Source organism: Comamonas sp. 17RB, from assembly GCF_030056555.1.
Classification (GTDB): Bacteria; Pseudomonadota; Gammaproteobacteria; order Burkholderiales; family Burkholderiaceae_C; genus Comamonas; species Comamonas terrigena.
In genome coordinates, this window is record NZ_JASHHY010000009.1 from 61,002 (window position 1) to 80,858 (window position 19,857).

The following is a 19,857-nucleotide window of genomic DNA, read 5'->3' on the forward strand; positions in this document are numbered from 1 at the left end:
CGCGGGAGGATCTGGCGCCGCCCGGGGCGCAAAAAAGCCGCAGCAGCCCGAAGGCTGTGCGGCGGGAAGCCCATGCGGACATGGGCGGTACCGGATGGATCCGATGTGCTAATCAGTACCGTGCATCGGCAGGCTTCTTGCCGTTGGGCCAGTCCTTGAGCTTGGGGGCAAAGTCCGGGCGCGGCTGGTGGCTGAAGTACTCGGCCACGTCCACGGCGTCCTGGTCGGAGAGGCCGCCCTGGCCCAGCGGGAAGTTGCCGTGGAAGGCGATGGGCATGTTGCGCTTCACAAAGGCGGCGGCGGTATAGGTGCGGGCCAGGCCGGCGCCGATGTTGAAGGACTCATCGCCCCACAGCGGCGGATAGACCCACTGGCCCTTGGCGTTCTTGATGCCTTCGCCGTCGGCGCCGTGGCACAGCGCGCACTGCTGGGTGTAGATCTGCTTGCCGTTTTCCGCATTCGGGATGATCTGCTGGCTGATCTTGCCCACGCCCCGGCCTTCTACCTTGTCTTCGGGCTTGGTTTCGTTGCGCATCCAGTCGAACAGCGCGACCATGGCCTTCATCTCGTCCGAATCCAGCGGCAGCGGCTTGCCATTCATGGAACGCAGGAAGCAGCCGTTGATGCGGTCTTCCAGCGTGATCACCCGGCCGGCGCGCGGCGCGTAGCTGGGGAAGAAGGCCGAGATGCCGATGTAGGGCGAGCCGTCGGCCACGGTGCCTGCGTTCAGGTGGCAGCTGGCGCAGTTCAGCGCATTGCCCACGTTCTTGGGCAGCAGGTCCCGCGTTTCGATGTTCAGGCGCGCGCCATAGACCAGCTGGTCGGCGTTCTTCTCGTCCAGCATGCTGGCCAGGCGCGGGGTTTCGAAGGGGCGGCTGTTCTCGCCCTTGGCGTCCAGCGTCTTGCGCAGCGACTGCACGTCCTTGGCCTGGACCTCGGGCGCATCCTTGCGGCCCCAGTTGCGGCGGGTGAAGTTCAGGATGTCGGCAATCTCCTGGTTGCCCAGCTGGGCGAAGGCCGGCATGGTCAGCGGGCGGCTGTGGGCCTGGGTCACGGGGGTGGTCCAGCCGGTCAGCATGATATGGATCAGCGTGCTGGCGTTGTCCGACTGCAGCGAGCGGTTGCCGGCCAGCGGCGGGAAGATGCCGTCCACGCCCGCGCCGTCCGAGCGGTGGCAGTCCGCGCAGAACTGCAGATAGCCCAGGCCACCGCGGGTGCGGTACAGATCGGCCGGCACGTTGTAGTGCGCGGCGGCCGTGGTGGCCAGCGCCTCGGTGCTGCCCACGCTGCGTGCGGGAATGGCGATCACCGGCGCCGGGCCCTGGGCTACCTGCATGGGCAGGTCGTTCTTGCCGGCCGGCAGGGCCTTGAGGTAGGTGCCTATGGCCAGCAGATCGCCGTCGCTCATGTACTGGGTGCTGTGCTGCACCACGTCCACCATGTTGCCGGAGACCGAGCCATGGCGGTTGCGCCCGGTCTTCAGCAGCTCGGCCGTTTCCTGGGGCGTCCACAGGTCGCGCAGGCTCAGTGCGCGCCAGCCTTCCACGGTTTCACCGGCCAGGAACAGCGGTCCGTTCGGACCTTCGCCGCTCATGGTCTTTTCCTGGAAGGCGATGCCGCGCGGGGTGTGGCAGGCGCCGCAATGGCCCAGGCCCTGGACCAGGTAGGCACCGCGGTTCCATTCGGCGCTCTGGCCGGCCTGAGGCTGGAAGGGGGTGTCGTCCAGGAACAGCCAGTTCCACAGCGACAGGCCCCAGCGCTGGTTGAAGGGGAGGCCCATCTCCGACGGCTGGTTGGCCGCCTGCACTGGCGTCACGCCTTGCATCAGGTAGGCATACAGGGCCTGCATGTCGTCCTCCGTCATCTTGGCGTAGGAGGGGTAGGGCATGGCCGGGTAGAGGTTGCGGCCGTCGGCCGCCACGCCCTTGCGCATGGCGCGGTCGAACTGCGCAAAGCTGTAGCCGCCCATGCCGGTGGCCTTGTCGGGCGTGATGTTGGTGGAATAGAGCTTGCCGAAAGGCGTCTCCAGCGCCAGACCGCCGGCCATGGGGGCGGTCTTGCTGCCGGTGTGGCAGGCCACGCAGTCGCCCAGACGGGCCACATAGCGGCCACGCTCCACCAGGGTGCGCTGCTCGGCCGTCAGGTCGGCGGCGTAATCGGCGGGCAGGTCGTCAATGACCTGGGGTGCAGGGGCGGGGGCGTGTTCCTGCACGGCGGCGGTGGCCAGGTGCCAGCACACGCCCAGTACGGCGGCCAGGGGGACAAGGCCATATTTGTAGGTGATTTTCATGCCATTTTCTCCACGCGGGATAAGGTGGTGGGGTGATATTGCCTTCACTGCATGTCATAAAAATAAAATCATGCGTTGCCACGTTGATGTGCATCAGCCAAATAATGCATTTTTCACGTGCCATGAAAATCAGCCACCCAGGGCATCAACACCTCGCCGTGCTAATGGCAGGTTGTGCTGTGGGTGGCTTCGGAGGGCGCGCTGGAGGCACCGAATTCAGTGTGGATGCAACAGGGCTGTGCTTGGCGTGCTATGAAGAGTGAAGGCGTATCGCTCCCGATTATCGGCAGTCGGCGCGAGAATAAGGCGATTGGTGCAGCGATATTCTCAGAAAAATTGCATGCTTAATGTTTGGTTAATTATTCTGATTTAAGAAAATAAATAATACCTGTTTGAATATCCCAATGATTATTGGGCACGGGCGTGCCGACCGGTATCCCGGTAAATACGGGCGCCATGAAAAAAGCCACAGCCCCGGGATCGGGACTGTGGCCATGTGCAGTGGCTGGAAGGCGGCGCAGGCTCAGAAGCTGTAGGCCAGGTTCATGCCGGTGCTCCAGTTGCGGCCGGGGGCGCCTTCGTAGTAGCGGCTGTTGCCGTCGTTGACGATGACCGAGCCCACGTACTGGCGGTCAAACAGGTTGTCCACACGGGCAAAGGCACGCAGGGTCCAGGGGCCCATGACCTTGCGGTAGCCCACGCTGGCGGCGGCCACGGTGTAGCTGGGAGCGGCTTCGCTGTTGGCGTCGTTCACGAACACCTTGCCCATGTGCTCGGCGGACACGCCCACCGTCCATTCGGGGGTGATGCGGTAGTCCAGCCCCAGCCACAGGTGCTGCTTGGCCAGGCCGGGCAGGAAATTGCCGGCTGCGGCAGTGCCCGATGCCTGGCGGAACGTCGCGTCCAGGTAGGTGTAGGCGGCCTGCAGCTGCAGCTGCGGCGTCAGGCGCAGGTCGCCCTGCAGTTCCACGCCCTGGCGGCGGGTATCGCCGGCATTGCGGTAGCTGGTGCGGCCGTTGGCCGAGGCGGCGGTCACGATTTCGTCGCTGGTGCGGGACTGGAACAGCGCGGCGCTCCAGCTGCCCTTCAGCGCGCCGTTCAGGCGCTGGCGGTAGCCCACTTCGTACTGGGTGCTGACGCTGGGCTGCAGGCCCAGGTTCAGGCCGCCGATGCTGTCGGGGCGGTAGGACAGTTCGGCAAAGGTCGGCGTCTCGAAGCCGCGGCCCACGCTGGCGTACAACGTCTGGTCCGGCGTCAGCTGGTGCGACAGCGACACCACCGGCAGGGCCTTGCGGTGGGTCACATCGCCCGAATCGTCCGGGTTGCCGGCCACGATGTAGCGGTCATCCGATTCGAACTTCACGCGGCTGTAGCGCAGGCCGGTGTCCAGGTTCCAGCGGGGGGCCAGCGTCCAGGTGGCCTGCACATAGGGGTCGATGTTGGTGACGGTGTTCTTCTCGTCGCGGCGCAGCGCGCCCTTCACGCCCAGCTGCGTGGGGGCGGCAGCGCTGCCGGTGAAGCTGTTGTAACCCTGGCGGTCTTCCTGCACATAGTCCATGGCCAGACCGGCCGTCACCGTGACGGGAATCGGGGCCTCGCTGAACTTGCCGGTCCAGCGGGCATCCACGCCGGCGTAGTCGCGCGACATGTCGATCACGCCTCCGGCATGGCCGGCGGCTGCTTGCGTGGTGCTGGGGATGGACTGGTACTGCGCCATGGAGCGGTGGCCGGCATAGGCGGTCAATGCAATGCTGTGCACGGCGTCCAGGCGGCGTTCGTAGGTGGCTCCCACCTGGGTCTGCTTCAGCGACTTGCGGGTGTTGTACAGCTCGGCCACGGCCTGGCCGTTGTCGGCGCGGTAGGAGGCGCGGCGCGGGTCGGCCTGGTACTGCTTCCAGGTCAGGCCCTGCGGGTCCTGCGCATCCGACTCCATGGTGTTGGCGACGATGGTCAGCTGCGCGTCGTCCCCGATGGCGGTGCTCAGCTTGGCATTGGCGATGTTGCGGTCGGCAGCGCTGTGGTCGCGGTAGCCGTCGGTGAGAAAGCGGCTGGCGCTGAGCACATAGCTCAGGCCCTGGGCCGTCTGGCCGCTGGCCTTGGCCGACAGGCGCTTCTGGCCGTTGCTGCCCACGGCGAAGCCACCTTCCACGCTGGGTGCGCCGGTCGGGGTTTCGGTGTACATGCTGACCACGCCGCCGGCCGAGTTGCCGTACAGCGCCGAATACGGGCCGCGCAGCACTTCCACGCGTTCCAGGCTGGCAATGTCGATGTGCGAGAGCGAACCCTGGCCGTCGGGCATGGTGGCGGGAATGCCGTCCACATACAGGCGCACGCCGCGCAGGCCGAAGGTGGAGCGCGCACCGTAGCCGCGCACCGACAGCTGCAGATCCTGGGCGTAGTTCTGGCGGTTCTTGATCTGCAGGCCGGGTACGCTGGCCAGGCTTTCGGACAGATTGACCTGCAGCTGGCGGTCGCGCAGGGCTTCGCCGTCGAGCACAGTGGCGGAGGTGGGCAGGGCCTGCAGGCTGGGGCTGCCGGCCGCAGAGCGCACTTCGGTGGTGGCCATGACCGCGTCTGCGGTCGGGGGCGTGGTCTGGGCGGAGGCAGCGGCGCAGCACAGGGTGCAGGCGGCCGCAATCAGGGAGGGGGACGTGGTGAGGTGCATGGGGGAGTCAGGGTGGGCACCGCGCCATGCCTGCGAACCCCAGGCGGGCCGCTTGCCGCTGCCTTCATGGTAGTAACCCTTGGTCTTGTGTGCAGACGTTGCCCGCGATAAACGCGTTGCGGACAGGGTCGGTGCCTTGGCAGCAGGCCGGGTGCCGGGCATAAAAAAGGCCGCTGGTGCGGCCTTGGGGGAGGTGGAATCAGGGTTCAGTGCACCAGCACCGGGTTCTGGGCCAGGCCGGAATACAACTCCAGCGTGTCCTCGACTTCTTCCTGGGTGGGCGATTCACGCTGCCACTCCAGGATGACTTTCTGAAACATCTCGGCCCAGGAGCCGTCCAGGTAGACCTCCTTGCCCGAGCGTTTGTCCACGATCTCGAAGCCGTGGCGGGGCATGGGAGGTGCCGGGGTCTTGCCGTCGGCGAGGGTGATGGCGGAGGGTGTCTCCAGCTCGGGCTGCATGTGCAGGACCACAAAGGAATCCGAGTCGTAAAGCATTTGCATAAATAGCACCTCCTGTTGCCTGTTGCAGGCTCTAGATGGCCGCCGTGGCGGCGGTTTCAAGGGGGAGTCCCTTGGTCCGGTCGTCACAGGCCCAGTATTCCATGGAAATGCCCTGGCGCGCAGGGCGCATCGGCAACACCCTTGTGGGCGGTATTCAAGGGCTGCTGTGGGATTGCAGCCGCAGGTCGGCGTAGTCGCCGTTGCTTTCGCTCAGCCGGATGCGCACCGGCAGATAGCCCAGTGCCGGGGCCAGCCAGATTTCGGCTTTCTGGTCGCGGCCGTTGCGCGGCAGGCGTTCAAGGCGCAGCGTGTCCAGCGCGCCGCCCGGCAGCTCCAGTGGCTCGGCGCCGTGCATCTGGAAGGTCCAGGGTTCCACGGCCTTGGTGCTGGCCGTGGGCAGGGTGATTTCAGCGCCGGCGGGGTAGCGCTGCGGTGCGGCGGCCAGCAGGCCGGCCAGTTGCAGGAACACGCTGAGCCGGTCCTGCGTGCCGGGGGCAATGTGGGCCAGCGGGGCTTCAGGCTCGAAACGGGCCAGGCCGGCGACCCAGTCCATGCTGGCGGCGCGCAGCTTCTTGCGCGCCCGGTCTTCAAAACGGTCGGGCTGCAGGCCGCCGGCGGTGATCTGCCCGCGGCTGGCCTGGGAGCGTGTGCCCAGCAGAAAGGCACTGATCTCCTGGCTGGCCTGGTAGGACGGGCCCTGGGGCTGCCACCGCAGCCTGGCGCTGGCGCTGTAGCTGAAGCCCTTGACCTGGCCCTGCACCTGGAACACCAGCAGCTGGGCCGGAGGCGCCTGGTAGGCCAGATCGGTCTGCCGTGGCTGGCCGGGGGCGGCGCGCAGGCTGATGCCCTGGGGCGGGGCATTGGTGGTGCCCGGCTGGGGGCTGGCGCTGTCCTCGTTGTCTTCGTCGTCCGCCGGAGCGGGCGTGGTGGGCGGGGCTTCGGCGGGCGCGGGATCGGTTGCAGCCGCGTTCACCGCAGGATCCGGCACTGGCGCTGCCACCGGCTCCGGTGCGGGGTCCGGCACGGGTTCCGGCGCAGGCGGTGGAGCGGGCTGGGGGGCGGGTGCCGGAGGGCGTGGCTTGGGCGCCGGGGTGGGCTTGGGAGGCGGCGGCGGAGGTGGGGGAGGTGGGGGCGGTGCAATGCTGCGGGTGTCGAACACCGGCGCAGCGTCGGGGGTGGGGGCTTTGGCGGTGGTCTGCCCCCAGGGCAGATCGTTCAGCAGCCACCAGTGGGCGGCGCCCACCGCCACGGTCAGCAGCAGAATCACCAGGATGCGGCGGCGCATGCTCGGACCTTTCAACCGGCCGCCGTGGGCGTAGGCGGCACGGGCGACGCCGTGGCGCGGTGGCCGAGGTCGTGCGACAGCTGCTGCGCCATGGACTGCAGCGGGTTGTGCACGCTGCCGCCCCAGGCGGCGTCGAAACAGGCCGTGGCTCCCAGGCTGAGGATGCCCAGTGCCAGATGGCCGCTGGCGTTGAACACCGGGGCGCAGAACGCCGCAGTGCCCGGCAGCAGGGTGTCGATCACGCGGGCGCAGCCCTGCTGGCGCACGCCGGCCAGCAGCTGCTGCAGTGCGGCGTCGGTGCGGGGGAGGTCGCTGCGTGCGCTGCTGCAGGCCTGCTGCAGTTCGGCGGCCAGCAGCGGCGCGGTGAGGGCGGGGGGCATCCAGGCGGCAAAGCAGCGGCCGGTGGCAGAGCTGAGCAAGGGCATCACGTCGCCCAGGCGCAGATGGACCACCAGGGCCTGGGGGCTGGGCTCCCAGTGCACCAGTGTGGGGCCGTGGTTGCCCCAGACGGCCAGGGCCAGGGTGTGCGGAATCTGCGCCTGCAGTGCCGGCAGGCGTTCGCGGGCCAGGCGTACCGGGTCCTGGCGCTGCAGCGTGGCCAGGCCCAGGTGCAGGGCGGCGGGGCCCAGGTCGTAGCGGCCGCGTGCGTCCTGCACCACCAGGTCCAGGCGCAAAAAGCTCACCAGGTAGCGGTGGGCCTTGGCGGCACTCATGCCAGCGGCGCCCGCCAGGTCCTTGAGCATCAGCGCGCCGCCTGCGCCGGCCAGTGCCTGCAGCAGGGTGAAGCCAACTTCCACCGATTGGATGCCCGCGCGTTCCTTGTCCATTGCACTAGAATTTTTGTTTAGTTAAATCCATTTCACTGAACGTAATTCTGGCAGACCGCAGCGGTCTGCGGCATGGAGGCACAGGCCAATGAAACTCGCCACCTACAAAGATGGTTCCCGTGACGGCCAACTGGTCGTCGTCTCGCGCGATCTGCGGCTGGCCCATTATGCGACCGGCATCGCCAGCCGGATGCAGCAGGTGCTTGATGACTGGGCCTTTCTGGCCCCGCAGCTGCAGGACCTCTACCACCAGCTCAACCACGGCAAGGCCCCGCATGCCTTTCCGTTCGACCCGCAGCAGTGCATGGCGCCGCTGCCGCGCGCCTACCAATGGGCCGACGGCTCGGCGTACATCAACCATGTGGAGCTGGTGCGCAAGGCGCGCAATGCGGAGGTGCCGGCCAACTTCTACACCGACCCGCTGATGTACCAGGGCGGCAGCGATGATTTCATCGGCCCGTGCGACGACATCGTGGTGCCCAGCGAGGCCATGGGCATCGACTTCGAAGCCGAAATCGCCGTGGTCACCACCGATGTGCCCATGGGCAGCACGCCGGCCCAGGCGCTGGACGGTATCCGCCTGGTGATGCTGGCCAACGATGTGAGCCTGCGCAACCTCATTCCCAACGAGCTGGCCAAGGGCTTTGGTTTCTTCCAGGCCAAGCCGGCCACGGCCTTCAGCCCGGTGGCGGTGACGCTGGACGAGCTGGGCGACAGCTGGAAGAACGGCCGCCTGCACCTGACGCTGCAATCCACCTGGAACGGCCGCAAGGTGGGCATGTGCGATGCCGGTGAGGACATGACCTTCCACTTCGGCCAGCTGATTGCCCACATCTGCAAGACGCGCAATGTGCGGGCCGGCTCCATCATCGGCAGCGGCACGGTCAGCAACCCCGGGGTGGAAACCGGCAAGGGCAAGGCCAAGCGCATGGAATGGCCCAAGGGCTACAGCTGCATTGCCGAGAAGCGCTGCATCGAAACCATCCAGGACGGGGCGCCGCAGACCGAATTCATGAAGTTCGGCGACACCATCCGCATCGAGATGAAGGGCAAGGACGGGGCCAGCCTGTTTGGTGCCATCGACCAGAACGTGGTGCCGCCCGGTGCTGATCGGGGTGATGGTGCCGATGACGAATAAGCCCGAAAGGAAGCTACACCGCATGCAACACGGCAACCCGATGCGGTCCCCCTGGAAGCGCCGCATGGCGGCCGCGCTGCTGGCATGGGGCGCAGGCTGGGGGCTGGCACAGGCTGCTGCGCCCCCGTCCGGCAAACCGGCCCCCGCGGCGCAGGGCTGCCCGCCCACGCTGGTGGCGCCCAGCCAGCAGGAGCTGGTGCTGTTGCAGCGCCATGCGCGCGACCGCGGCATGCTCTGGAAGCTGGAGCATGAAGGCCGCACCAGCTGGCTGTACGGCACCATCCACGTCAACAAGCTCGAGTGGATGATGCCCGGTCCCCGCACCATCCGGGCGCTGATGGGCGTGGACCGCTTGGCGCTGGAGCTGAACCTGCTGGACCCGGCCGTGCTCCAGGCCTTGACCGAAGGCCTGCGCGCCCGCAAGGGGGCACCGCCGCTGCCGCCGGCGCTGCAGCAACGCCTGGACCGGCAGCTGCAGGCGGCCTGCATGCCCGAGGCCCTGGCCCCGCTGCGGCCCGAGGCCCAGCTGGTGACGCTGCTGACCATGGTGGGCCGCCACCAGGGCCTGGATCCGCAACTGGGGGTGGACCTGGTGCTGGCCGGTGCGGCCCATGCCCAGGGCAAGCCGGTGATCGGGCTGGAAACCCCGGAAACCCAGCTGCGTGAGCTGGTGTCCGATGACCCGGCCGAAGTGCAACGCAGCGTGGACAGCGGCTTGCGCCAGCTGGAGCGCGCAGATGCGTCACAGCAACTGGCGCGCCTGGTACAGGCCTGGGCCGATGGCGATGTGCGCCAGCTCGAACGCTATCCGCAGTGGTGCAACTGCCTGAACACGGCGGAGGAGCGCGCCGATTACGCCCGCCTGATCGACGGCCGCAACCCGGGCATGGCCCGCGCCGTTGCCGAGCAGCTGCGTGCCGGCCACACCCTGTTTGTGGCCGTGGGCGCCATGCACCTGGTCGGCCCCCAAGGCCTGCCTGCGCTGCTGGCGGCCCAGGGCTTTGACGTGCAGCCGGTGGCATGGGGCAGCAGGACGCTGGGCGGCGCTGCGGGCGCTGCTGGTGCTTCTGGCGCAAAAAAGGCGCCCGCGCAATAGCGGCAAGCGCGGGCGACGGGCCCGCGCGGATTGCGGCAGCATGGAGACCAGAGCGGCTTCCGCCGCCCACAGGAGGCAGAGCATGGATCGCAGACAGTGGCTGGCCGGCACCGCAGCGGTGGCGGCCGGTGGACTTCTTGGTACACGGGCGCTGGCGCAGACTGCTGCCCCCGGCCCCTCCGGCTGGCCGCGCCAGAGCATCCGGTGGCTGGTGCCCTATCCGCCGGGCGGCGGCACCGATGTGCTGGCCCGCACCGTGGCCGAGGCCATGCGCCCCGCACTGGGCCAGCCCATCGTGATCGAGAACAAGCCCGGCGCCTCCACCAACATCGCGGCCCACCAGGTGGCCACGGCGCGGGCGGACGGCTACACCCTGATGTCCGCCGACAACGCCGTGCTGGCCTTCAACGAACACCTGTTTCGCAAGCTGCCGTTCGAGCCGGCCCGGGACTTCAGCTACATCGGCGGCATCAGCCGCTTTCCGCTGGTGCTGGTGGTGAACCCGGCCTTCCCGGTGCAGACCGTGGCCCAGCTGCTGGAGCGGGCCCAGGCCCAGCCGGGCGGCATCCATTACGCCTCACCGGGCAATGGGTCCCCCCACCACCTGGCCATGGAGCTGTTCAAGCAGCGCACCGGGGCACAGCTGACCCATGTGCCCTACAAGGGCGCGGCCCCTGCCGTGGCGGATGTGATGGGCGGGCAGGTGCCGTGCATGTTTCTGGACCTGGCCGCCGGCCTGCCGCTGATGCAGACCGGCAAGGTGCGCCCGCTGGCCAGCGGCTCGGCCCAGCGCCTGGCCGCACTGCCCCAGGTGCCCACGCTGGCCGAAGCCGGGGTGAGCGGTGCCGAGGTCTATGCCTTTCAGGGCGTGCTGGGCCCGGCCGGCATTCCCACGGCGGTGGTCGAGCGGCTCAATGCCGAGCTGAACCGCGCCCTGGCCAGCCCGGCGGTGGCGCTGCGCCTCAAGGAACTGGGCATGGATGCGCTGGCCGGCAGCCCCACCCAGTTCTACACCCAGGCGCGCGAAGAGGCCCGGCGCTGGGGCGAGATCATCCAGCGGGCGGGCGTGCAGCTGGATTGAGGGAGCAAGGCCTGCCGCCCTGGGCGCTGGAACGCCCAGTCCTGTGGTGGCCGCGCTTGAAAAATTCTTTGCAGCCGCGGGCCGGTGAAGGGCGGTGGCGCCAGGGCGTGCACGCTCCGGTCTGGCGGGGCTGCAAAGCGCTTTTCAAGGTGTGCACTGCCGCAGCGTCGCAGGGGGCGGGCGCTGCGCACGGGCCACCACGCGCCGGGGGCTGCCGGCCTAGACGGTCTCCGCCACTTTCCTGCCCGGCATGAAGACTTCCACCCGGTTGCGGCCGGCGCGCTTGGCGGCGTAGAGCATGTCGTCGGCCTGCTTGAAGACCGTGGGCATGTCGGTGCTGCCATCGGGCCAGCTGGAGACGCCCTGCGAAATGGTGATGCGGCCCACATTGGGCAGTTCGGTGCTCTCCACCAGCAAGCGCAGGCGTTCGGCCACCTGGGCGGCAATGTGGCGGGGCGCACCGGGCAGCAGGATCACGAACTCTTCGCCGCCCACGCGGCAGGGCAGATCGTCGATGCGGGAGACATCGCGCATCTGCAGGGCCAGGTGCTTGAGCACGGTGTCGCCCACGTCGTGGCCGAAGCTGTCGTTCACCCGCTTGAAGTGGTCGATGTCGATGGCCAGCACCGCAAACGGCGTGCGGTTGGCGGCAAAGCTGGCCAGGGCGGTATCCAGGTGGCGGCGGTTGCCCAGGCCGGTCAGCGGGTCGGTGTGCACGTCCTGGCGCAGCTTGGTGATGTTCTTGTGCAGCAGGCCCAGGCCAACCAGCATGGCTTTCTTCAGTTCCTGGGCCTCGTAGTACCAGGACTGGACGGACTGGATGTTCTGCGCCGTCTCCGGGTGGTCCATGGTGTGGGCGCCGTTGGCCAGCTGGCGCAGCGGCTGGGCGATGCGGCGTGCACCCCACCAGATCAGCAGCAACAGCAGCACGGTCAGCGGCAGCGTCTTGTAGAGCATGGTGCGCATCAGCGCATCCAGCGGTGCCAGGGTGGCGCTTTGCGGGCGCTGGGCCACGATGCCCCAGCCCGCGGACGGCACGGGGGCGTAGCCGGCCAGCATGGACACGCCCTGGCTGTTGACGACGGCAATGCGCCCGGAATGGCCGCTGAGCACTTGGTCGATGGCTTCGTTGCCGGTGACCGTATCGCCCACCCGCTGGCTTTGGGGGTGGTAGATGATGCGCTTGGTCTTGTCCACCACGTAGAGGTAGGAGCCGTCTTCGTAGAAATGCTCGCCCAGCAGCTTGTCCAGCATGCTTTCCTGCTTCAGGTAGATGCTGCCACCCACGGCACCCAGGTACTCGCCCTGGGCGGAAAAAATGGGCTGGGACAGAAAGACGATCAGATTGCCCGCGGTGGACATATAGGCCTGGCTGATCACCGGGCCCTGGGTGCGCAGCGAGTCCTGCACGGCGGTGCTGGTCAGTGTCTTGCCCTTGATCTGCAGCGTCTCCGGTGAGGTGGCCAGCACGGTGCCCAGCGGGTTGTAGATGGTGACGGAATTGAAGCTCTTGGTCTGCAGGCGCAGGCGCGTGGCTTCGTCCATCAGCTGGCGCTCATCGTCCATGTGCTCGGCCAGCAGCTTGGCCGTGTAGGCCAGCTGCTGCAGCGCGGACTGCAGAAAATCCTCGGTGCTCCCGGCGAGCTTGCGGGCGTAGGCCGCATTGCCGTCCTGGGTGGTGTCGATCAGCTGCTGGCGCTGCACCGTGTAGCCCGCGTAGAAGGTGTTGGCAAACGGCAGGAGGGCGCTGCACAGTGTCAGGCCCAGGATGAGGCGGCGTAAGTCCATGGCGGAGGGGCAGGGCGAAGGTCCTGCCCGTCAAAAAGCGGCTACACGGTAGCCAGACGGAGGCTGCGACAGGCAGCGTGTGCGGGGGGCGGAGCGACCTGGGCCGTGTCTGCGGAACGCAGTCCCCGCCGATGAACGGATTATGCGGGGGACCGGCGACGAACGGTGTCGGCTTGCCGCCACGCCGGTGCGGCATTGGGCTGCGGCCGGGTGCGCTGCGCAGATGCAGGTATGCACGCGCGCACGGGACGTGCCCTGCCGCCGAGGGGCACCCCCGTCGCGGGTCGTGAAAGCGCTTTCCGAAGCACCACCCCGGCAGCGTGCCCGCAGGCTGCCGGGGTGGTGGGGCCGATCAGTAGTGCACGACGATCTTGCCGAAGTGCTGGCCGGACTGCTGGTGGGCAAAGGCGGCAGGCAGTTGCTCCAGCGGGTAGCGGCTGTCGATCACCGGCTTCCAGGCAAACTGCTCCAGCGCACGCACCATGTCCTGCTGGTGTTCGCGGCTGCCCACGATCAGGCCTTTGAGCGTTTGCTGCTTGCCCATCATCTCCGCCGTGGGCACGGCGCCGGCAAAGCCGGTGAGCACACCGATCAGTGCGATGTGGCCGCCGGGCGCACAGGCGCGGATGGACTGCGGCAGCGTGCCGGGACCACCCACTTCCACCACGATGTCCGCACCGCGCCCGCCGGTGGCGGCCAGCACGGCATTGCCCCATTCGGGCTGGTCCTTGTAGTTGATGACCACATCGGCGCCCAGGGCCGTGAGCTGTTCGGCCTTGGCGTGGCTGGAGGTGGTGGCAATCACGCGCGCACCCATGCTCTTGGCCATTTGCAGCGCAAAGATGGAGACTCCGCCCGTGCCCAGCACCAGCACGGTCTGACCGGCCTGCAGGCCGCCATCCACCACCAGGGCGCGCCAGGCCGTCAGGCCGGCCGTGGTCAGAGTGGCCGCTTCTTCGTGGCTCCAGCCGCGGGGGGCATGGGTGAAGGCGGTGGCCGGCAGGGTGACGGATTCGCGTGCAAAGCCGTCTACGCCGTCGCCGGGCACCAGCTTGAAGTCGGATGGGACATGGCGGCCGGCCAGCCACTGCGGGAAGAAGGTGGAGACCACGGCATCGCCCACGGCGAACTCCGTCACGCCCGCGCCCACGGCGGTGACCACGCCCGCGCCGTCGGCCATGGGGATGCGACCGTCGGCTGCGGCGCCGGGCCGGCTGGCGACCAGCAGGTCGTGGTAGTTGAGCGAGCTGGCGTGCACGCGCACCTGGATCTCGCCGGCGGCAGGCGCGGCAGCAGCGGGCAGTTCCACGGGGACCAGGTGGTCGAGGCCGCCGGGGGCGGCAATGTGCATGGCTTTCATGGCAATCCTTGGGTGAGAAATACGATGGGGTGTATGGTGCAATGCAGCGGCTGACAGCGCCAGAACCGACATATTTGTGGGGTAGTATTAAAAATGTAAGTAATGCGCCAGCACAGGCTTTGCGCTACGCTGCCGGGCTGCGGCATGCCTGACCCGCACCACCCAGGAGGACCGTGATGAAACGTTTGAATCGCAAGAGCGGCTGCGCCGTGGAGGTGACGCTGTCCGTGATGGGTGGCACCTGGAAGCCCATCATCCTGTTCCATCTGCTGCATGGCAAAAAACGCTTCAGCGAGCTGGACCGCCAGATCGGCGGCATCACCCAGCGCATGCTGACGCTGCAGCTGCGCGAGCTGGAAGAGGCCGGGATTGTGGAGCGCACGGTGCACGCCGAAGTGCCGCCGCGCGTGGACTACGCGCTGACCGCGCTGGGCCAGACGCTGCAACCGGTGCTGCTGGCCATGCGCCACTGGGGCGAGACCTATGCGCGCGAGCACCTGCAGGAAGATGCCGTCCCTGCGCACTGCACCATGGACACCGAGGCCGCCGCGCCGCTGCAGCGCGCGGCATAGGCGCCAGAGGGCCAGCGGAACAGAGGCCAAAGAAGCGCGCAGGAACGCTGGCTCCTGCGCGCTGGCTGGATGGGGGGAGGACCGAGGGCCGCCCCGTGGGGGCGGCATTGGCTTACTTGCCGGCGGTCAGCGTGGTGTAGCTGTGGATCAGGTTGCGGTAGTCGGGGATGTGGTTGCTGAACAGCTGGCCCAGACCCTCGATGTCATTGCGCCAGTCGCGGTGCAGCTCGCAGGCCGCGCCGAACCAGGTCATCAACTGGGCACCGGCCTGCTCCATGCGGCTCCAGGCGGCCTGCTGGGTCATGCTGTTGAAGGTGCCCGAGGCATCGGCGATGACGAAAACCTCGAAACCTTCTTCCAGGGCCGACAGCACCGGGAAGGCCACGCAGACTTCGGTCACCACACCGGCGATGATCAGCTGCTTCTTGCCGGTGGCCTTGACGGCCTTGACGAAGTCTTCGTTGTCCCAGGCGTTGATCTGGCCAGGGCGGGCAATGTAGGGGGCGGTGGGGAATTTTTCCTTCAGCTCGGGCACCAGCGGGCCGTTGGGGCCGGTTTCAAAGCTGGTGGTCAGGATGGTGGGCAGCTTGAAGTATTCCGCCATGTCGGCCAGGGCCAGGACATTGTTCTTGAACTTGTCCGGGTCGATGTCGCGCACCAGGGACAGCAGGCCGGTCTGGTGGTCCACCAGCAGCACGGCGGCATTGTCTTTGTCGAGGCGAACGTAAGGCTTGTTGCTCATGGGAGTCTCCTTGGGAACGGGGGGAAGAATCCGGCGGGCGGGCCCGCCGGAGGAAAAAAGGATGGTCAGTGGGCCAGGGTGGCGCCGGGGCTGCGTGCGGCTGCCGGCATCCGCCCGAAGCGGCCGCTGCGGAAGTCGTCCAGGGCCTGGTCAATCTCGGCCTCGGTGTTCATCACGAACGGGCCATGGCCGACCACGGGCTCGTCAATGGGCTCACCCGACAGCCACAGCAGCGTGACTTCGTTGTTGGCCTCCAGCTGCAGCACATCGCCGGCACGGTCCATGTGCACCAGCTGGCCGGCACGCACCACGTCCTGGCCGTTGACCATCACCGTGCCGTGCAGCACCACCAGGGCCAGCGTGTGGCCGGGCTGGGCCTGCAGCTGCGTGCTGGCTCCGGCATTCAGGCGCACATCCCACACATTGATGGGGGTGAACGTGCGGGCCGGTCCATGGGCGGCGGCAAAGTCACCTGCAATCACGCGCACCGAACCGGCACCGTCGGGCAGCGCCACGCGGGGAATGTCGGCGTTCAGCAGGGTCTGGTAGCCGGGGGCGGACAGCTTGTCCTTGGCCGGCAGATTGACCCACAGCTGCACCATCTCGAAGGCGCCGCCCTGTGCGGCATAGGCTTCGGAGTGGTACTCCTCGTGCAGGATGCCCGAGGCCGCCGTCATCCACTGCACATCCCCGGGGCCGATGGTGCCGCCGGCGCCGGTGGAGTCGCGGTGGGCGACTTCACCGTCGTAGACGATGGTCACGGTCTCGAAGCCCCGGTGCGGGTGGGTGCCGACGCCGCGGCGGCCGGTGGTGGGCGTGAACTGGTGCGGGCCGGCATGGTCCAGCAGCAGGAACGGGCTGAGGGCGCGGCCGTGGTCGCCGTAGCTGAACAGCGAGCGCACCGGGAAGCCATTGCCCACCCAGTGGGGACGGGGGCCGTCGTATACACCCAGAATCTTCTTCAGCATGGCGCTCTCTCCTTGGTCGGTACCGCTGCAGCGTGGGGCTGTCGGCGGTGCGTTGAACATGGGTGAAGTATGGAATCGGAACGATGTTCGCGGTAGACTGCAAAAAATCACTGCAGCGTTCTATTTTTGAAACGATGAAACTGCCCGACCTCAACGACCTGTACTACTTTGCCCTGGTGGTGGAGCACGGCGGCTTTGCACCCGCCAGCCGTGCCCTGGGCATCCCCAAATCCAAGCTCAGCCGCCGCATTGCCCAGCTGGAAGAGCGCCTGGGCGCCCAGTTGCTGCTGCGCTCCACGCGCAGCTTTGCCGTGACCGAGGTGGGCAAGCGCTACCACGAGCACTGCCGCGCCATGCTGACCGAGGCCGAGGCGGCCGAGGAATCCGTGGCCATCACCCATGCCGAGCCCTGCGGCGTGGTGCGCATGAGCTGCCCGGTGGCCCTGCTGGCGGCCCAGGTGGGCAAGATGCTGGGCGCGTTCATGGTGCTGCATCCGCGCGTGCAGCTGCAGGTGGATGAAACCAACCGCCGCGTGGATGTGGTGGCCGAAGGGCTGGATCTGGCCATCCGCGTGCGTCCGCCCCCGCTGCAGGACAGCGATCTGGTGCTGCGCACCCTGGCCGAGCGGGGCCAGTGCCTGGTGGCCAGTCCGGCGCTGCTGGCGCAGTGCGGCCAGGCCGCAGGCCCCATGGATTTATCGCACTGGCCCAGCCTGGAGATGGGGCTGCCCCAGGAGACCCACCGCTGGGTGCTGCTGGGGCCGGGGGGAGAGCGCGCCGAGGTGCGCCACCAGCCCCGGCTGGTGACCCAATCCATGCTGGCGCTGCGCGATGCCGCCCTGCAGGGCGCGGGCGTGGTGCAGCTGCCTCGCATGTTCATCCAGGCCGAGCTGGACAGCGGTGCCCTGGTACAGGTGCTGCCGGGCTGGGCACCGCGTGTGGAAATCATCCACGCTGTCTATGCCTCGCGCCGGGGCCAGCTGCCGGCGGTGCGGGCACTGCTGGATTTTCTGGTGCAGCAGTTCCAGGCGCTGGAAGAGGGCTGAGACAGGTTGCACGCACCTTCTGGTGCGTGGGCCGGGTGCGGTGCGTTACGCTAGCCGTTCGACCTGCACGGCACAGTCGTAGAAGCAGGGCGCGCGGCCGATGTCGGTCAGCTGCTGGTGTGTCAGCTCGTTCACATTCGTGCCATTGGCGCCGTGCTTGCGCCACCACAGGCCCAGCCCCACCACCACGCCGACACGGGCGCGGCCGTTCAGGCTGGCGTGGCAGACATGTTCGCCCCGGGCGTTGAAGACGCGCAGGGCATCGCCGTCGGCAATGCCGCGCGTGGCGGCATCATCCGGATGCAGCTCCAGCAGCGGGCGTTCTTCCATGCGCTGCAGGCTGGCCACATTCGCAAAGCTGCTGTTCAGAAAGTTGCGCGCCGGGGGCGAGATCATGGCCAGCGGGTAGGCGGCAGTCGGGGTCTCGTAGTTGGGCAGGTAGTCCGGCAGGGTGTTGATGCCCCGCTGGGCCAGCAGCGGGTTGTCGAATTCGCACTTGCCGGAAGGCGTGGCAAAGCCGCCTTCGGCAAACGGCGCATCGGCCACCGGAATGCGGGCAAAGCCGTGCTGCAGCAGGGCGTCGAAATCCACCGCCGTCTGTGCGACGGCCGTGCGGCACAGCGCTTCATCGGAGGCCTGAAAGTGCGGGGCGGCAAAGGCCGGGTCGAGCCGGGCCATGTGGGTGGCCAGGGCGCTGAAGATCTGCGCATTGCTGCGCGCCTGGCCTTCGGGGGCAATGGCCGGGCGGTTCAGCAGCACATCGGTGTGGCCGTAGCTGCCGTGGATGTCCCAGTGCTCCAGCTGGGTGGTGGCGGGCAGCACATAGTCGGCATGGTCGGCGGTGTCGGTCAGGAAATGTTCCAGCACCACGGTGAACAGGTCTTCGCGGGCAAAACCGGCGGCCACCTTGGCCGACTCCGGGGCCACCGCCACGGGGTTGCTGTTGTAGACCACCACGGCCTCGACCTGGGGGCCCCAGTGTGCGTCGCCCGGGTGCAGCAGCACATCGCCGATGGTGCTCATGTTCAGCGTGCGCGGACGGCGGTCACCCAGCAGCTGCGGCAGCTGCAGCGCTGCCTTGTGGAAGGGGGACACGCCCGAGCTGGACAGCAGCAGGCCGCCGGCACGGTGGCGCCAGGCGCCGACCAGGGCCGGCAGGCAGGCGATGGCGCGCACGGCATTGCCGCCTCCGCGCGCACGCTGCATGCCGTAGTTCAGGCGGATGGCGGCGGGCCGGGCGGTGCCGTAGGCGCGGGCCAGCGCCGTGATCTGTGCTTCCTGCAGACCGCAGATGGCGGCGGCGCGTGCGGGCGGCCATTCCAGGGCCCGGGCCTTCAGCGCATCCCAGCCCAGGGTGTGCTGGGCGATGTAGTCGTGGTCCAGCCAGTCGTTGCGGATCAGCTCGTGCATCAGCGCCAGGGCCAGCGCGGCATCGGTGCCGGGCAGCAGCTGGAGGTGCTCATGGCATTTGTCGGCGGTCTCGCTCTTGCGCGGGTCGATGCAGACCAGTCGGGCGCCGTTGCGCTTGGCCTCCTGGGCGTAGCGCCAGAAATGCAGGCTGCTGGTGATGGCGTTGCTGCCCCAGATCAGGATCAGCTGGCTCTCGGCAAAGAACTCCACCCGCATGCCCAGCTTGCCGCCGTAGGTGGCGGTCAGGGCCTCGCTGCCGGCGCTGGCGCAGATGGTGCGGTCCAGCAGACTGGCGCCCAGTTGGTGGAAGAAGCGCCGGTCCATGCTTTCGCCCTGTACCTGACCCATGGTGCCGGCGTAGCTGTACGGCAGGATGGCTTCGGGGTTGCGCTGGGCAATCGTGTGCAGGCGCCGTGCGATGTCGCCCAGGGCCTCATCCCAGCTGACCGGGGTGAACTGGCCGCTGCCTTTGGGGCCGCTGCGCTTGAGCGGCTGGCGCACCCGGTCCGCATGGTAGGTGCGCTCCGTGTACTTGCTGACCTTGGCACAGAGTACCCCGCCGGTGTGCGGGTGGTCCGCATTGCCCTGCACCCGCGTGGCCACACCGTCGATCACGGTGGTGCGCAGCGAGCAGGTGTCCGGACAGTCGTGGGGGCAGGCGCCGGTGACGGTGGTGACAGCAGAGTCGGGGAGAGCAGACATGGCGGTGGGGGCGGTCGTGGGGAGGAGGCGGGGCAGGCCGGGGCGGTCTGGCCCTGCACAGGTTTTTTGCGCATTTCACCACGTCCTGTGCCGTGCGCCGTGCATATGCATATCTGCTGCAGTGCAGCAGGCTGGCGCGGTGCACAGCCGTGGCCGCATGCCACGCAGCACCCGGGCTTGGGCTGTGGCCCGGGCGGCGGCGGAAGGGGCGATACTGTGCGGAACCGGAGGCGGTTCCTCCGCAGGGGAGTGGTGAGATGGGCAAAGCCATGCGCATTCTGGCGCTGCTGGGCGTGCTGGCGGCGGCCTATTTCGCGTACCGCTACGGCGTGCGCTGACGGTCGTGCGGTACACGATGGCATGAAACATGCACGCAGCGTGCGC

15 protein-coding genes are annotated in these 19,857 nt (G+C 68.1%); 5 read left to right on the forward strand and 10 right to left on the reverse strand.

The features are described 5' to 3' along the window. Window positions 1-112: 112 nt before the first annotated feature. The 5 genes from QM470_RS16560 to QM470_RS16580 form a co-directional block, all read right to left on the reverse strand. Entirely contained in the window at window positions 113-2,290 is a 2,178-nt protein-coding gene (locus tag QM470_RS16560) for a c-type cytochrome (protein ID WP_283340010.1), read from the reverse strand. A gap of 523 nt (window positions 2,291-2,813) precedes the next feature. Beyond that, window positions 2,814-4,955 carry a TonB-dependent receptor family protein gene (locus tag QM470_RS16565; RefSeq protein ID WP_283340011.1) on the reverse strand — a complete coding sequence of 714 codons (2,142 nt, stop codon included), beginning with the start codon at window positions 4,953-4,955 and terminating at the stop codon, window positions 2,814-2,816. A gap of 206 nt (window positions 4,956-5,161) precedes the next feature. After that, on the reverse strand, window positions 5,162-5,458 hold the full coding sequence (locus tag QM470_RS16570; RefSeq protein ID WP_066541219.1) for a BTH_I0359 family protein: 297 nt from the start codon (window positions 5,456-5,458) through the stop codon (window positions 5,162-5,164). Window positions 5,459-5,612: 154 nt separating this feature from the next. Next, window positions 5,613-6,743: a DUF3108 domain-containing protein gene (locus QM470_RS16575; RefSeq protein ID WP_283340012.1), complete on the reverse strand. Its 1,131-nt coding sequence runs from the start codon at window positions 6,741-6,743 to the stop codon at window positions 5,613-5,615. Window positions 6,744-6,754: 11 nt separating this feature from the next. Further along, a complete protein-coding gene (locus QM470_RS16580) occupies window positions 6,755-7,570 on the reverse strand; it encodes an IclR family transcriptional regulator (RefSeq protein WP_283340013.1) in 816 nt (271 codons plus the stop codon). An 88-nt stretch (window positions 7,571-7,658) separates the two neighbouring features. Here QM470_RS16580 and QM470_RS16585 point away from each other — a divergent pair, with 88 nt between their 5' ends. The 3 genes from QM470_RS16585 to QM470_RS16595 all read left to right on the forward strand — a co-directional run bounded on the left by QM470_RS16585 (window position 7,659) and on the right by QM470_RS16595 (window position 10,885). Continuing rightward, complete coding sequence (locus QM470_RS16585) at window positions 7,659-8,708, forward strand: fumarylacetoacetate hydrolase family protein (protein WP_066541209.1); 1,050 nt, start codon at window positions 7,659-7,661, stop codon at window positions 8,706-8,708. A 22-nt stretch (window positions 8,709-8,730) separates the two neighbouring features. Then, a complete protein-coding gene (locus QM470_RS16590) occupies window positions 8,731-9,804 on the forward strand; it encodes a TraB/GumN family protein (protein ID WP_283340014.1) in 1,074 nt (357 codons plus the stop codon). Window positions 9,805-9,886: 82 nt separating this feature from the next. Further along, window positions 9,887-10,885 carry a Bug family tripartite tricarboxylate transporter substrate binding protein gene (locus tag QM470_RS16595; protein ID WP_283340015.1) on the forward strand — a complete coding sequence of 333 codons (999 nt, stop codon included), beginning with the start codon at window positions 9,887-9,889 and terminating at the stop codon, window positions 10,883-10,885. 219 nt (window positions 10,886-11,104) lie between these two features. On the opposite strand, the gene QM470_RS16600 is transcribed toward QM470_RS16595, so the two are convergent. After that, complete coding sequence (locus tag QM470_RS16600) at window positions 11,105-12,673, reverse strand: sensor domain-containing diguanylate cyclase (protein ID WP_283340016.1); 1,569 nt, start codon at window positions 12,671-12,673, stop codon at window positions 11,105-11,107. Between the two features lie 352 nt (window positions 12,674-13,025). Next, on the reverse strand, window positions 13,026-14,033 hold the full coding sequence (locus QM470_RS16605) for a zinc-dependent alcohol dehydrogenase family protein (protein ID WP_283340017.1): 1,008 nt from the start codon (window positions 14,031-14,033) through the stop codon (window positions 13,026-13,028). Window positions 14,034-14,209: 176 nt separating this feature from the next. On the opposite strand from QM470_RS16605, the gene QM470_RS16610 reads away from it, so the two are divergent. Continuing rightward, window positions 14,210-14,605, forward strand: coding sequence for a winged helix-turn-helix transcriptional regulator (locus tag QM470_RS16610; RefSeq protein WP_283340019.1), 396 nt, complete (start codon window positions 14,210-14,212; stop codon window positions 14,603-14,605). A 112-nt stretch (window positions 14,606-14,717) separates the two neighbouring features. Here QM470_RS16610 and ycaC read toward each other — a convergent pair whose 3' ends face one another. Both ycaC and QM470_RS16620 read right to left on the reverse strand, forming a co-directional pair. Further along, on the reverse strand, window positions 14,718-15,347 hold the full coding sequence (gene ycaC, locus QM470_RS16615) for an isochorismate family cysteine hydrolase YcaC (RefSeq protein ID WP_280014228.1): 630 nt from the start codon (window positions 15,345-15,347) through the stop codon (window positions 14,718-14,720). Window positions 15,348-15,412: 65 nt separating this feature from the next. After that, window positions 15,413-16,315 carry a pirin family protein gene (locus QM470_RS16620; protein ID WP_283340020.1) on the reverse strand — a complete coding sequence of 301 codons (903 nt, stop codon included), beginning with the start codon at window positions 16,313-16,315 and terminating at the stop codon, window positions 15,413-15,415. Between the two features lie 134 nt (window positions 16,316-16,449). Here QM470_RS16620 and QM470_RS16625 point away from each other — a divergent pair, with 134 nt between their 5' ends. Beyond that, window positions 16,450-17,361, forward strand: coding sequence for a LysR family transcriptional regulator (locus QM470_RS16625; protein WP_283340021.1), 912 nt, complete (start codon window positions 16,450-16,452; stop codon window positions 17,359-17,361). 45 nt (window positions 17,362-17,406) lie between these two features. Here QM470_RS16625 and QM470_RS16630 read toward each other — a convergent pair whose 3' ends face one another. After that, complete coding sequence (locus QM470_RS16630) at window positions 17,407-19,473, reverse strand: molybdopterin-containing oxidoreductase family protein (RefSeq protein ID WP_283340022.1); 2,067 nt, start codon at window positions 19,471-19,473, stop codon at window positions 17,407-17,409. Window positions 19,474-19,857: the final 384 nt, after the last annotated feature.

What these genes read in the sequence shown, in the direction of transcription:
- QM470_RS16630 (WP_283340022.1), bottom strand. Translation starts at nt 19,473, where the DNA reads ATGTCTGCTCTCCCCGACTCTGCTGTCACCACCGTCACCGGCGCCTGC.
- QM470_RS16565 (WP_283340011.1), bottom strand. Translation starts at nt 4,955, where the DNA reads ATGCACCTCACCACGTCCCCCTCCCTGATTGCGGCCGCCTGCACCCTG.
- ycaC (WP_280014228.1), bottom strand. Translation starts at nt 15,347, where the DNA reads ATGAGCAACAAGCCTTACGTTCGCCTCGACAAAGACAATGCCGCCGTG.
- QM470_RS16620 (WP_283340020.1), bottom strand. Translation starts at nt 16,315, where the DNA reads ATGCTGAAGAAGATTCTGGGTGTATACGACGGCCCCCGTCCCCACTGG.
- QM470_RS16625 (WP_283340021.1), top strand. Translation starts at nt 16,450, where the DNA reads ATGAAACTGCCCGACCTCAACGACCTGTACTACTTTGCCCTGGTGGTG.
- QM470_RS16610 (WP_283340019.1), top strand. Translation starts at nt 14,210, where the DNA reads ATGAAACGTTTGAATCGCAAGAGCGGCTGCGCCGTGGAGGTGACGCTG.
- QM470_RS16595 (WP_283340015.1), top strand. Translation starts at nt 9,887, where the DNA reads ATGGATCGCAGACAGTGGCTGGCCGGCACCGCAGCGGTGGCGGCCGGT.
- QM470_RS16585 (WP_066541209.1), top strand. Translation starts at nt 7,659, where the DNA reads ATGAAACTCGCCACCTACAAAGATGGTTCCCGTGACGGCCAACTGGTC.
- QM470_RS16560 (WP_283340010.1), bottom strand. Translation starts at nt 2,290, where the DNA reads ATGAAAATCACCTACAAATATGGCCTTGTCCCCCTGGCCGCCGTACTG.
- QM470_RS16605 (WP_283340017.1), bottom strand. Translation starts at nt 14,033, where the DNA reads ATGAAAGCCATGCACATTGCCGCCCCCGGCGGCCTCGACCACCTGGTC.
- QM470_RS16575 (WP_283340012.1), bottom strand. Translation starts at nt 6,743, where the DNA reads ATGCGCCGCCGCATCCTGGTGATTCTGCTGCTGACCGTGGCGGTGGGC.
- QM470_RS16600 (WP_283340016.1), bottom strand. Translation starts at nt 12,673, where the DNA reads ATGGACTTACGCCGCCTCATCCTGGGCCTGACACTGTGCAGCGCCCTC.
- QM470_RS16570 (WP_066541219.1), bottom strand. Translation starts at nt 5,458, where the DNA reads ATGCAAATGCTTTACGACTCGGATTCCTTTGTGGTCCTGCACATGCAG.
- QM470_RS16590 (WP_283340014.1), top strand. Translation starts at nt 8,731, where the DNA reads ATGCAACACGGCAACCCGATGCGGTCCCCCTGGAAGCGCCGCATGGCG.
- QM470_RS16580 (WP_283340013.1), bottom strand. Translation starts at nt 7,570, where the DNA reads ATGGACAAGGAACGCGCGGGCATCCAATCGGTGGAAGTTGGCTTCACC.